The sequence below is a fragment of the Streptomyces sp. NPDC059452 genome (genome assembly GCF_042750035.1).
GTDB lineage: Bacteria > Actinomycetota > Actinomycetes > Streptomycetales > Streptomycetaceae > Streptomyces.
Window position 1 is genome coordinate 142063 of record NZ_JBHYVE010000017.1, and the last position, 11520, is coordinate 153582.

At 72.6% G+C, this 11520-nt stretch carries 10 protein-coding genes; 3 read left to right on the top strand and 7 right to left on the bottom strand.

The window, feature by feature from the left end:
- Nucleotides 1–233 precede the first annotated feature (233 nt).
- Together ACFW9Z_RS22725 and ACFW9Z_RS22730 are read left to right on the top strand one after the other, a co-directional pair.
- On the top strand, nucleotides 234–1406 hold the full coding sequence (locus ACFW9Z_RS22725) for a trypsin-like serine peptidase (RefSeq protein WP_384643875.1): 1173 nt from the start codon (nucleotides 234–236) through the stop codon (nucleotides 1404–1406).
- 133 nt (nucleotides 1407–1539) lie between these two features.
- Complete coding sequence (locus tag ACFW9Z_RS22730; RefSeq protein WP_384643807.1) at nucleotides 1540–1998, top strand: ATP-binding protein; 459 nt, start codon at nucleotides 1540–1542, stop codon at nucleotides 1996–1998.
- Nucleotides 1999–2082: 84 nt separating this feature from the next.
- Here ACFW9Z_RS22730 and hflX read toward each other — a convergent pair whose 3' ends face one another.
- From hflX to miaA, 6 genes are all read right to left on the bottom strand, one after another.
- On the bottom strand, nucleotides 2083–3603 hold the full coding sequence (gene hflX / locus ACFW9Z_RS22735) for a GTPase HflX (protein ID WP_384643809.1): 1521 nt from the start codon (nucleotides 3601–3603) through the stop codon (nucleotides 2083–2085).
- 162 nt (nucleotides 3604–3765) lie between these two features.
- On the bottom strand, nucleotides 3766–5223 hold the full coding sequence (locus ACFW9Z_RS22740) for a M1 family metallopeptidase (protein WP_384643811.1): 1458 nt from the start codon (nucleotides 5221–5223) through the stop codon (nucleotides 3766–3768).
- Nucleotides 5224–5306: 83 nt separating this feature from the next.
- Nucleotides 5307–7481: a RelA/SpoT family protein gene (locus ACFW9Z_RS22745; RefSeq protein WP_384643813.1), complete on the bottom strand. Its 2175-nt coding sequence runs from the start codon at nucleotides 7479–7481 to the stop codon at nucleotides 5307–5309.
- Between the two features lie 312 nt (nucleotides 7482–7793).
- On the bottom strand, nucleotides 7794–8666 hold the full coding sequence (gene dapF / locus ACFW9Z_RS22750) for a diaminopimelate epimerase (protein WP_384643815.1): 873 nt from the start codon (nucleotides 8664–8666) through the stop codon (nucleotides 7794–7796).
- Between the two features lie 78 nt (nucleotides 8667–8744).
- A complete protein-coding gene (locus ACFW9Z_RS22755) occupies nucleotides 8745–9185 on the bottom strand; it encodes a hypothetical protein (protein ID WP_384643877.1) in 441 nt (146 codons plus the stop codon).
- Nucleotides 9186–9292: 107 nt separating this feature from the next.
- The gene (gene miaA / locus ACFW9Z_RS22760; protein WP_384643816.1) at nucleotides 9293–10231 is read right to left on the bottom strand and encodes a tRNA (adenosine(37)-N6)-dimethylallyltransferase MiaA; all 939 of its coding nucleotides are present in this window, start codon (nucleotides 10229–10231) and stop codon (nucleotides 9293–9295) included.
- A 170-nt stretch (nucleotides 10232–10401) separates the two neighbouring features.
- Here miaA and ACFW9Z_RS22765 point away from each other — a divergent pair, with 170 nt between their 5' ends.
- Nucleotides 10402–10659, top strand: a complete 258-nt coding sequence (locus tag ACFW9Z_RS22765) for an antitoxin (RefSeq protein WP_384643818.1) — start codon at nucleotides 10402–10404, stop codon at nucleotides 10657–10659.
- Nucleotides 10660–10730: 71 nt separating this feature from the next.
- Here ACFW9Z_RS22765 and ACFW9Z_RS22770 read toward each other — a convergent pair whose 3' ends face one another.
- Nucleotides 10731–11453 (bottom strand): class III extradiol dioxygenase subunit B-like domain-containing protein, encoded by a 723-nt coding sequence (locus ACFW9Z_RS22770; RefSeq protein ID WP_384643820.1) that lies wholly within the window; start codon nucleotides 11451–11453, stop codon nucleotides 10731–10733.
- Nucleotides 11454–11520: the final 67 nt, after the last annotated feature.

Genomic DNA, 11520 nt, shown 5'->3' on the forward strand with positions numbered 1-11520 from the left:
GATCACGGGTAAATCGGAACATCCTTGCGGCGACGGAACCGCGGACCTGCCGCGTACCGTCCCCTTCGGCACCGGCATAGTGGGGGCCGCACCGAGGGCCGGAGATCCTGCTCCGCGCCCCGAAGTGTCCGAGAAGCAGCACGGAGTACCGAGTGACGAAGTCCCAGGGGGATCACCAGATGCGACCCATTCGCCCGACCGACACCGCACGCCGCGGCAGGCGCGTACGGCGCATGCCCTCCGGCGTGCTCGCCGCGACGGCGGCCGTCGCCGTCCTGGCTCTCACCGCCACCGCCTGCGGTCCGGAGGAGGACAACGCGGGCGGTGCGACGCCCACCGCCTCGGCCGACCAGTCCTCCGACGGCAAGATCACGATTCCGGACGATCTCAAGAACCGGCTCAAGGAGCGCGGGATCGACCTGGAGAAGTGGCGGGACGGTGAGTGGAAGGACTGGGACAAGGACAAGTGGCTGCGGGAGGCCAAGGACTTCGTCAACCCGATCATCGACGGGCTCTGGGACCCGGACCGGATGCGGGAGGCCGACAAGCCCCCGGAGAACCCGGTCGACAACGACATCTCCGGTGACGACGGCGTGACGGACCCGACGCCGACCCCGGTCCGGGCCGCCGGGGTCGCGGCGCCGTACCACGACAGCGCGCCGGAGTCCGGAAAGCTGCTCTTCGACGGCCCCCAGGGCAAGATGGTCTGTTCCGCGACCGTGGTGAAGGACCCGGCCAACCCCGGCAAGTCCAACATGGTGTGGACCGCCGGGCACTGTGTGCACGCGGGCAAGGCGGGCGGCTGGTACCGCAACATCGCCTTCGTCCCCTCGTACAACAACGACGGCCTGTCGCCGGCGCAGCTGGAGACCGCGTCCAAGGAGAAGATCGCTCCGTACGGGGTGTGGTGGGGCCAGTGGGCCCAGACCTCGGAGCAGTGGATCGCCGAAGGCGCGGCGACCGGCGGGCAGGGTGCCCCGTACGACTTCGCGGTGCTGCATGTGACGCCGGAGAAGGGCTCGACGGGCAAGTCGCTGGAGGAGACGGTCGGTTCGGCGCTGCCGGTCGACTTCAACGCTCCGGCCGTAGCGGAGATCGCGTCCCTGACGGCCACCGGTTACCCGGCCGCGCCGCCGTTCGACGGCCAGAAGCTGCTCCAGTGCCAGGACAGGCCGGGCCGTCTGTCGGTCCGCCAGGACGAGCCGACGATGTACCGCATCGGCTGCACCATGACCGGTGGCTCCTCCGGCGGCGGCTGGGTCGCGGCGGGCCGGGACGGCAAGCCCGCCCTGGTCTCGAACACCTCGATCGGTCCGGTCTCGGCGGGCTGGCTGGCCGGTCCCCGGCTCGGCAAGGAGGCCGAGGGCGTCTACCGCGCGGTCAGCGAGAAGTACGCGGGCCAGTAGCCCCTTCCGTCCACGCCCGGCCGCTGCGAACACCGTTCCGCCCCTTGGCGGGACGGTGTTCGGCGTTCCGGCGGGTACACGGAGGGCGAGCGAGCGCCGGATTCCCGTGCGGACACGACCGAGAGGCAGGGCGATGACCGATTCCACCATGAGGGCGGTGGGGTGGGCGCGGTCCTTCCCCGTCTCCCGGGGAGTGCGGGCGGGACGCGTCTGGGCGCGCGAGCACCTCGAATCCCTGGAGTGGGCCCAGGAGGCGCCCGACACCGTGGACTCGGTGCTCATCGCCGTCTCCGAGCTCATCACCAACGCGCACAAGCACGCCCGCAGCGACGCCCAGCTCATACTGACCTGGGACAGCGCGTGCCTGCACGTCAGTGTCCACGACTCCAGTCCGCAGCCGCCCGCGCCGCGTGACGCAGGACCCGGCGCGCTCGGCGGCCGGGGCATGGCCATCGTCGACGCGCTGGCCGACAGCTGGCACCACCATCCGCAGCGGGACGGCAAGACCGTGACCGCGTGCTTCGTACCGCCGGGGTACGAGGACTCCGGTGCCTCGGGACGTCAGGAGCCCGGAGACACCGGAAACACCTGAGACACCGGAGACCCTGGAGACAGGTGACGCCCGGCCGGGCGGACCCGGTCGGGCGTCTTGGTCACGGCCTGCGCCGTACGGTGATCAGTGCGTGGCGGGGACGAACGTCCCCAGCTCCGCCGCCAGCTCCTCATGGACCTGGGCCTTGAGCAGGGTGCCCTCGGCGGTGTGCTCCTCGGAGAGGACCTCACCCTCGGCATGCACCCGGGAGACCAGGGCCCCCTGGATGTACGGCACGAGCACCTCGATCTCGACGGACGGGCGCGGCAGCTCGGCGTCGATGAGCGCGAGCAGCTCGTCGATTCCGGCGCCGGTCCGGGCCGAGACCGCGATCGCGTGCTTCTCGTTGCGCAGCAGCCGCTGGAGGACCAGCGGGTCCGCCGCGTCCGCCTTGTTGATCACGACGATCTCGCGCACGTTCACCGCGCCGACGTCCCGGATCACCTCGCGCACCGCGGCGAGCTGCTCCTCCGGCACCGGGTGGGAGCCGTCCACCACGTGCAGGATGAGATCGGACTCGCCGACCTCCTCCATGGTGGAGCGGAACGCCTCGACGAGGTGGTGCGGCAGATGCCGTACGAACCCGACGGTGTCGGCGAGGGTGTAGATACGGCCGCTCGGCGTCTCGGCCCGGCGCACGGTCGGGTCCAGGGTGGCGAACAGAGCGTTCTCCACCAGGACACCGGCTCCGGTGAGGCGGTTGAGCAGTGAGGACTTGCCCGCGTTGGTGTATCCGGCGATGGCGACGGAGGGCACCTTGTTGCGCTTGCGCTCCTGCCGCTTGATCTCGCGGCCGGTCTTCATCTCCGCGATCTCCCGGCGCATCTTCGCCATCTTCTCGCGGATCCGCCGCCGGTCCGTCTCGATCTTGGTCTCACCGGGACCACGGGTGGCCATGCCGCCACCGCCGCTGGAACCGCCGCCGCCCATCTGACGGGAGAGCGACTGACCCCAGCCGCGCAGCCTCGGCAGCATGTACTGCATCTGCGCGAGCGAGACCTGCGCCTTGCCCTCCCGGGACTTGGCGTGCTGGGCGAAGATGTCGAGGATGAGGGCGGTCCGGTCGACCACCTTCACCTTGACGACGTCTTCCAGGTGGATCAGCTGGCCGGGGCTGAGCTCACCGTCGCAGACGACGGTGTCGGCGCCGGATTCGAGGACGATGTCACGCAGCTCCAGCGCCTTGCCGGAGCCGATGTAGGTCGCCGGGTCGGGCTTGTCGCGCCGCTGGTACACCGCGTCCAGCACCTGTGCACCCGCCGTCTCGGCGAGTGCGGCGAGCTCCGCGAGGGAGATCTCCGCGTCACGCACCGTCCCCGAGGTCCAGACACCGACCAGCACGACGCGCTCCAGGCGCAGCTGTCGGTACTCGACCTCGGTGACGTCTTCGAGCTCCGTGGAGAGACCGGCGACGCGCCGCAGGGCGGCCCGCTCGGAGCGGTCCAGCTGATCGCCGTCGCGCGCTCCGTCGATCTCCTGGCTCCAGGCGACGTCCTCTTCCATCAGGGCGTCGGCCCGAAGGCTCTCGGTGAGGCTCTCGGGGGTGTTCTCCGTGGCGCTCTGCGCGTCCTGCGCGTCCTGGGGAAGGGAAGAAGAGGAGGTCATTGGATCCTTACGTCGATAGAAGTCTTTACGTCAGTCACAACGTGTGATCTGTCCGGATGATTCCCGATGGCTTTCGCCGGGGAATCCGGTGCGGTTCGCCGTGCCGACGTGTCGATAGTGGCACGGCCCCGCCGGGCCCGTCACTGGGGTTTTCCCCCGCCCTCAGGGGGTGGCAGCGGGCTCGGCCGTACGCCAGTCGGAGTGCCCGGGCATCGCCGGGGTCTTCTTCCCGTACAGCCAGCCCTCGAAGAAGGTGGTCAGGTCCCGTCCGGAGATGCCGGACGCCAGCCGGGTGAAGTCCGCCGTCGTCGCCGTACCGTCCCGGTGGATCCGGACCCAGGCGCGCTGCAGCCGGTCGAAGGCGGCCGCGCCGATCTCCTGCCGCAGGGCGTAGAGGACCAGGGCGCTGCCGTCGTAGACGACGGGCCGGAACAGGGAGAGCTTCTGCCCCTCCTCCGGCCCGTCCGGGTGCGCCGGCGGGCCGCCGTTGGCCCGCCACTCGTCGGAGCGGGTGTAGGCGTTCCGCATCCGCTGTTCCAGCGTCCCCCCGCCGTTCTCCTCGGCGTACAGGGCCTCGTACCAGCTGGCATGCCCCTCGTTGAGCCACAGGTCGGACCAGGATGCGGGCGAGACGCTGTTGCCGAACCACTGGTGGGCCAGCTCGTGGATCATGACGGAGTCGACGTACCACTCGGGGTAGGCGGGCTCGGTGAAGAGGTACTTGCCGAACAGCGAGATCGTCTGGGTCTCCAGCGCGAAGCCGATGGGGCTGTCGGCGATGAGGACTCCGTACGTCTCGAAGGGGTAGCGGCCGACCCGCCGCTCCATCCACTCCAGCTGGGCGGGGGTCTTCTTCAGCCAGGGCTCCAGCTTCTCGCGGTCGGCGGCCGGGACGACGTCGCGCAGGGGCAGGCCGTTGGTGCCGGTGTGGTGGTGGACGGCGGAGCGGCCGATGGAGACCTGGGCGAGCTCGGTGGCCATGGGGTGTTCGGTGCGGTACGTCCAGGTGGTCGTGGCGCCGTTACGGGTGTGGCCGGCGGGCAGCCCGTTCGCGACGGCCGTCAGCTCCTTCGGGGCGGTGATGCGGAACGTGAAGTGGGCCTTGTCCGAGGGGTGGTCGTTGCTCGGGAAGACCCGGTGAGCGGCGTCGGCCTGGTTGGCCATGGCGAGGCCGTCGGCGGTACGGATCCAGCCGCCGTTGCCCGCGGTGCCGGCCGGGTCGCTGGTGTGCCGGACGGTGATGTTCAGCGGTACGCCTTCGGGGAGGCGGCGGGGCGACTGGATGATCAGGTCCTCGTTCTTGCTGCCGAAGTCGGCGGCCTGTCCGTTGACCTCGACGGCCTGGACGGTGCCCCGCGCGAAGTCGAGGTTGATCCGGTCCAGCGGGGCGGTGGTGCGGGCCGTGATCTTGGTGACGGCGTCCAGGGGCTTGGTGTTGCTGCCGTGGTACGTGAAGGCGATGTCGTACGTGAGGACGTCGTAGCCGGGGTTGCCCAGCTCGGGGAAGAGCCGGTCACCGATGCCGAGGGGCTCGGGGTCGGGCAGGGCAGCGGCGGCGACGAGGGAGAGCGACGCGGTGGCCAGGAGGGCGGCCCGCAGGCGGCGGGAGAGGAGCGGCATGGACTACCGCTATCAGCGCCGGGCCCTCTCCCGGGGGTGCCGCGCGCCGCACCACCCGAACGAGGCGGCCTCCCCGGGCGGGCTCAGCCGGTGGCGGCCGGATGCTGGGCGCGGCTGACGTCGTAGACCCCGGCGACCTCGCGCATGGCCCGCATCAGGGCGGGCAGCCCGGCGGCGTCGGGGAGCTGGAGGGTGTAGGTGTGCCGGACGCGCTGCTCGCTGGGCGGCTCCACGGTGGCGGAGACGATGGCCGCGTCGGCCGTGGCGATCGCCTCGGTGAGATCGGCGAGGAGCCGGGGCCGTCCGAAGGACTCGGCGACGAGGGTGACGCGGCAGGCGGCGGTGTCGCTCCAGCCGTCCTCGTCGCGCCAGCGGGCCGCGACGGGGGCGCGGCCGATCTCCTGCATCCGGGCGACGGCGGGACACTCCTGACGGTGCACGGTGACGGCGCCGCCCCGGACGACGAAGCCGACGACCTCGTCCGGGGGCACCGGCGTACAGCAGCCGGCCAGGCGGGCGGGGCTCTGGGGGCCGTCGACGACGACGTTGGCGGCGCGGCCCCCGGACCTGGTGCGGGCGGGCGCGGTGGAGTGCGGGCCCTCGGCGGCCGGTTCCGTACGGGCGTCGCCGCCGTCCGCTCCCCCGGCCTCCGGTCCCGGGTCGTCGGGGTGGGCGGAGAGCCAGCCGGTGATGGCGATCCGGGCGGCAGGGGTGCGGGCGTGGTCCAGCCACTCGGGGGACGGGCCGGACGCGGTGTCCTGGGCGAGCAGGAGCTGCACGGTGTCGCCGTCGCTGAGGACGGTGGAGAGGGTGGCGAGGCGGCCGTTGACCCGGGCGCCGATGCAGGCGTGCGCCCGCTCCCCGTGCTGGGCGTAGGCGGCGTCGACGCAGCTCGCCCCGGCGGGCAGGCCGAGGGTCCGGCCGTCGGTGCGGAAGACGGTGATCTCGCGGTCCTGGGCGAGGTCGGCGCGCAGGGTGGTCCAGAAGGTGTCCGGGTCGGTGGCGGACTCCTGCCAGTCCAGCAGCCGGGAAAGCCAGCCGGGCCGGGTCGGGTCGGCGCGCTCGTCGGAGGGTTCGGTGGTCTGTTGAGCGGTGGTCCCGTCGTGGGCGGGGGCGGTGGCGTCGTGCGCGTACGGGTTGCCCAGGGCGACCACGCCCGCCTCGGCGACCTTGTGCATCCGGTGCGTACGGATGAGGACTTCGGCGACGGCGCCCTCTGGGCCGACGACGGCGGTGTGCAGCGACTGGTACAGGTTGAACTTGGGGGCGGCGATGAAGTCCTTGAACTCGGAGATCACCGGAGTGAAGCAGGTGTGCAGCTCACCGAGGACGGCGTAGCAGTCGGCGTCCTCGCCGACCAGGACGAGCAGCCGTCCGAAGTCGGTGGGGCGCAGCTCGCCGCGTTTCCTGCGGACCCGGTGCACGGAGACGAAGTGGCGCGGTCTGATGAGGACTTCGGCGCCGATGCCCGCCTCCCGCAGGGTGGCGCGGACGCTGTCGGCGATGGGGGACAGGGGGTCGCTCCCGCCCGTGACGGCGGTGATGAGCGCGCGGGTGTCCTCGTACTCCTCGGGGTCGAGGATCGCGAAGACCAGGTCTTCGAGCTCGGTCTTGAGCGCCTGGACGCCGAGCCGTTCGGCCAGCGGGATGAGGACGTCCCGGGTGACCTTGGCGATCCGGGCCTGCTTCTCGGGGCGCATCACGGTGAGGGTGCGCATGTTGTGCAGCCGGTCGGCCAGTTTGATCGACATGACCCGGACGTCGTTGCCGGTGGCGACGAGCATCTTGCGGAAGGTCTCCGGTTCGGCGGCGGCGCCGTAGTCGACCTTTTCGAGTTTGGTGACGCCGTCGACGAGATAGCAGACCTCTTCGCCGAACTGCTCCCGCACCTGATCGAGCGTCACCTCGGTGTCCTCGACGGTGTCGTGGAGGAGGGAGGCGGTCAGGGTGGTGGTCTCGGCGCCGAGCTCGGCGAGGATCAGGGTGACGGCCAGCGGGTGCGTGATGTACGGCTCGCCGCTCTTGCGCATCTGGCCCCGGTGCGAGGACTCCGCGAGGACGTAGGCCCGGTGGAGGATGCCCAGGTCGGCGTCGGGATGGTGGGCCCGGTGCGCCTCGGCGACATGGCCGATGGCGTCGGGCAGCCGGTCGCGGGATACGGGGCCGAGCAGCGCCACCCGGCCCAGTCTGCGCAGATCGATCCTGGGCCGGCTCCGCCTGCGGGGCACAGCGGCGGGATCGGCGGCCTCTGCACTCATGGGGCACCTCCGGCGACGTCGACCGGCGGTGGGGAGAGGCGGACGCCTCTCCGGGCCGGTGGTTGATGCTATCGACCCCACCACGTGGCGCAGTCCGCCTCTCGCCCAGCGTAAAACGGATCACCCATTCGAGCGAAGCTCGGACCGACCACGGTTTCGAACCGGGAGCCGGTCGGCGGTGAGCCGGTGACCCCTCGGCGGGTGACCGGTCCCACGGCTCGGCGGGCGGCGGTCGGCAGGTGGTCGATCGGCCGTTCGGCGGGCGGCGTGCGGCCGGTCACCGTTCTGCGGGCGGCGGGCAGCGGGCGGCCGTCAGCCGGTCGCCGCTTCGAGCCAGGCCGGGTCGATGGTGCCCTCCGCGACGATCACGGCGGGGCCGGTCATGTCGACCGCGCCGTCCGGGTGCTCGGTGATGGTGAGGGTGCCGCCGGGGAGGTCCACCCGGTACGTCGCGGGGAGGCCGGTCACCGCCGGGTCCGCGCCGTCCCGGCGGGCGGTGGCGACGGCCACCGCACAGGCACCGGTCCCACAGGAGCGGGTCTCGCCGGAGCCGCGCTCGTGGACGCGCATGGCGACGTGGCGCGGGCCCCGGTCGACGACGAACTCGACGTTGACGCCGTCGGGGTAGACCGTCACGGGGCTGACCGGAGGGGCGGAGAGGAGGTCGCCGGCGTGGGCCAGGTCCTCGACGAAGGCGACGGCGTGCGGGTTGCCCATGTTGACGTTGCGGGCGGGCCAGCTGCGCTCCCCGACGGCGACCGTGGCGCTCTCCCCGGGCAGCACCGCGCGCCCCATGGAGACGGTGATGTCGCCGTCCTTGGCGATGTGCACCTGCTTGACGCCGCCCCGGGTGGCGACGGCGAGACCGCCCTGCTCGACGAGGCCCGCGCGCTGGAGGTGGTGGGCGAAGACGCGCACGCCGTTGCCGCACATCTCGGCGATCGAGCCGTCCGCGTTGCGGTAGTCCATGAACCACTCGGCCTCGGCGGCCATGTCCCGGGCCTCGGGGTGGGCGGCGGAGCGCACGACGTGCAGCAGACCGTCCGCTCCGATACCGGCCCGGCGGTCGCAGATCCGGGCGACGGCGGAGGCGGGCAGCGCGAGGGCGTTGTCCGGGTCGGGGACGATCACGAAGTCGTTCTCGGTGCCGTGACCCTTGAGGAAGGCGATCTGCGAAGTGCTCACAGGCCAACTGTACGAGCCGCCACCGACACCCCGCGAAACCGGACCGGGACACGGGGCGCCGCGCCCGGGGCGAGGGCGTCAGCGCAGGCGGGCCACGCGCCAGACGGCGAGGGCGACGAGTCCGACGCCCACGGCGACGTACAGCGCGATCACGCGCCAGTCGAGGCGGTCGCCCGAGCCCCGGGCGGGCAGGCCGGGCCAGGTGTGGCCGACGCGGCGGGCGGCCATCATGCCCCAGCCGGCCGCGCAGCAGCTGATCAGGAGCCCGAGCATGGCGACGACGGCACCGCCGTCACCGAACTCGAAGGCGAGCGGGAAGGCGAACATCAGGGAACCGACGGCGGCCAGCATGACGATGGGCGCGAGCTGCCAGATCCGCATCCTGCGGGCGGGCCTGAGCTCGACCTCGACCTCGGGGGCCACGTCCTGCTCGTCGGGCCCGTCGGGGCTCAGCCGCCCCGCGGTCTGCCGCGGTGGCGGTACGTCGTGCTGCTCCGTGTCGCGAGGGCCGGCCTCCATCGCCACGCGCCCTCCCAACTCGGACTGCACTGGTGGATCGATGCTCGATGATGGCACGACCACGGGCGCCGAATTGACGGGCGGAGCGTCCCGATGCCATCACGTGATCAGGCTGTGACCGCTCGTTCGATCAACGTCAGCGCCCGGTGCGGGAGTTCCTCCCGGTCACGGTGTCCGCCGCCCAGCCACCGGACGCGCGGGTCGCGGCGGAACCAGGAGTCCTGCCGGCGCGCGAAGCGCTTGGTGGCGCGTACGGTCTCGGCGCGCGCCTCCTCCTCGGTGCACTCCCCCGCGAGCGCCGCGAGGATCTGCTGGTAGCCGAGGGCCCGGGAGGCGGTCAGGCCGTCGCGCAGCCCGACGGCCTCCAGCTCGCGCACCTCGGCCACGAGGCCCGCCTCCCACATCCGGTCGACGCGCAGGGCGATGCGTTCGTCCAGCTCGGGGCGGTCCACGTCGACGCCGATCTGCACGGCGTCGTAGACCGGCTCGTCGCCGGGGAGGTTGGCGGTGAAGGGCTTGCCGGTGATCTCGATGACTTCGAGGGCGCGGACGATACGGCGGCCGTTGCTCGCGAGGATGGAGCGGGCGGCGTCGGGGTCGGCGTCGGCGAGGCGCCGGTGCAGGAAGCCGGAGCCCCTCTCGGCCAGCTCCTGTTCGAGCCGGGCGCGCACCTCGGGGTCCGTACCGGGGAACTCCAGGGCGTCGATGGCGCCCTTGACGTACAGCCCGGAGCCGCCGACCAGGATCGGCGTACGGCCCTGGGCCAGCAGCCGGTCGATCTCCAGCCGGGCCAGGCGCTGGTACTCGGCGACGCTGGCGGCCTCGGTGACGTCCCAGATGTCCAGCAGATGGTGCGGGACGCCCGCGCGCTCGGCGGGGGTCATCTTCGCCGTTCCGATGTCCATCCCCCGGTAAAGCTGCATGGAGTCGGCGTTGACCACCTCACCGCCGAGTCTCCGGGCGAGGAAGACCCCCAGATCGGATTTGCCGGCCGCGGTGGGGCCGACGACGGTGATGACGCGGGGGGCTGAAGCGGGAGGGGTCACCGGGACAGTCTTTCAAACCTCCGGGCCCTTCCCGAACGCGCGGGGGCGCCGAGGAGGGCCCCGCGTGAACACCGTACGGCGCGTGAAGTCGGCGGGACGGGACAGGTGACGGACAATGGGGGCGGGAGAACGCTCCCGCAGACCGTCCTCACTGCACGGAAGGTGACCCAATGGGGTTCCTGGACAACCTGAAGGCCAAGCTGGGACCGGCCAAGGCAAAGGTCGGCGACCTCGCGCAGCAGCACGGGGACAAGATCGAGCAGGGTCTCGACAAGGCCGCGCGCACGGTCGACGAGAAGACCAAGGGCAAGTACAGCGACAAGATCGATTCCGGTACGCGCAAGGCGAAGGAAGCCGTGGACAAGCTGGGGCAGAAGGACGGGGGCACGCCCGGCACCACGCCTCCGCCGCCCCCGCCCGCTTCCTGACCTCACCTCACGTCACAGCGGCAGGCCCCGACGGCGGCAACCGGAACGCTCCGGTGCCGCCGTCGGCCCGTTCAGGACCAGGTGGCGACGGTGTAGCCGACCCCGTAGGGCGCGTCCTCGTACAGGAGCCGGCCGCCGAGGCCCGCTCCCCTCGCGGCGCCGCCGAGCAGCTGCCAGGGGGCCCGGCCGGCCGCCTTCAGGTCGTACGCGAGGGTCTCGTCCAGTGCGTCGAGCGCGTCGAGGTCCGCCGAGCCCAGTGCCCGGGTCGCCCGCGCGTCGAAGGGCTCGGCGCGCTCGTCCAGGTAGCCGGGCGCCTTGAGGGTGCGGCAGGCGCTGCCGTCGCCCATGACCAGGAGGGCGACGCGGCCGACGCGGGCGGCAAGCTCCTCTCCGGCCCGTGCGCACGCGGCGGCGGGACGGCGTTCGTCGACCGCCAGCCCCTCGACCTGGGCGCCCGGGGCGCCCGCCCAGCGGGCCCGGTCCAGCAGCCACGCTCCGACGGCGAGGGAGTCCGGCAGGGCCGGTCCCGGGGCGGCTCGGCCCACCGGGCCCAGGGTGACGTCGAGGCCGACGCCGAAGCCCCGGAAGGAGCCGTGCGCGCCCGCCGGGTAGCTCCCCGCGGACCGGCCGTCCGCCGGGCCCACGACCACGAGCAGATCGGGGCGCGAGGCGGCGAGCACACCGACCGCGTCGAGGCACGCGGCCCGTGCGGCGTCGAGTTCGGGCGCGGCCCCGGCGGCGACCTCGGGCACCAGGAGCGGCGGACAGGGGCACACGGCGGCGGCGACAAGCATGCCGGTCAGCGTACTGGGCGGGGGCGGTGCGGCCGTTCCCGAGGGAGGCTGCCCGGGGCCGCCCGGG

Coding starts and splice junctions, on each gene's coding strand:
- ACFW9Z_RS22740 (WP_384643811.1), bottom strand. CDS start 5,223: ATGCCGCTCCTCTCCCGCCGCCTGCGGGCCGCCCTCCTGGCCACCGCG.
- ACFW9Z_RS22755 (WP_384643877.1), bottom strand. CDS start 9,185: ATGGAGGCCGGCCCTCGCGACACGGAGCAGCACGACGTACCGCCACCG.
- hflX (WP_384643809.1), bottom strand. CDS start 3,603: ATGACCTCCTCTTCTTCCCTTCCCCAGGACGCGCAGGACGCGCAGAGC.
- ACFW9Z_RS22770 (WP_384643820.1), bottom strand. CDS start 11,453: ATGCTTGTCGCCGCCGCCGTGTGCCCCTGTCCGCCGCTCCTGGTGCCC.
- ACFW9Z_RS22730 (WP_384643807.1), top strand. CDS start 1,540: ATGACCGATTCCACCATGAGGGCGGTGGGGTGGGCGCGGTCCTTCCCC.
- ACFW9Z_RS22765 (WP_384643818.1), top strand. CDS start 10,402: ATGGGGTTCCTGGACAACCTGAAGGCCAAGCTGGGACCGGCCAAGGCA.
- ACFW9Z_RS22725 (WP_384643875.1), top strand. CDS start 234: ATGCCCTCCGGCGTGCTCGCCGCGACGGCGGCCGTCGCCGTCCTGGCT.
- ACFW9Z_RS22745 (WP_384643813.1), bottom strand. CDS start 7,481: ATGAGTGCAGAGGCCGCCGATCCCGCCGCTGTGCCCCGCAGGCGGAGC.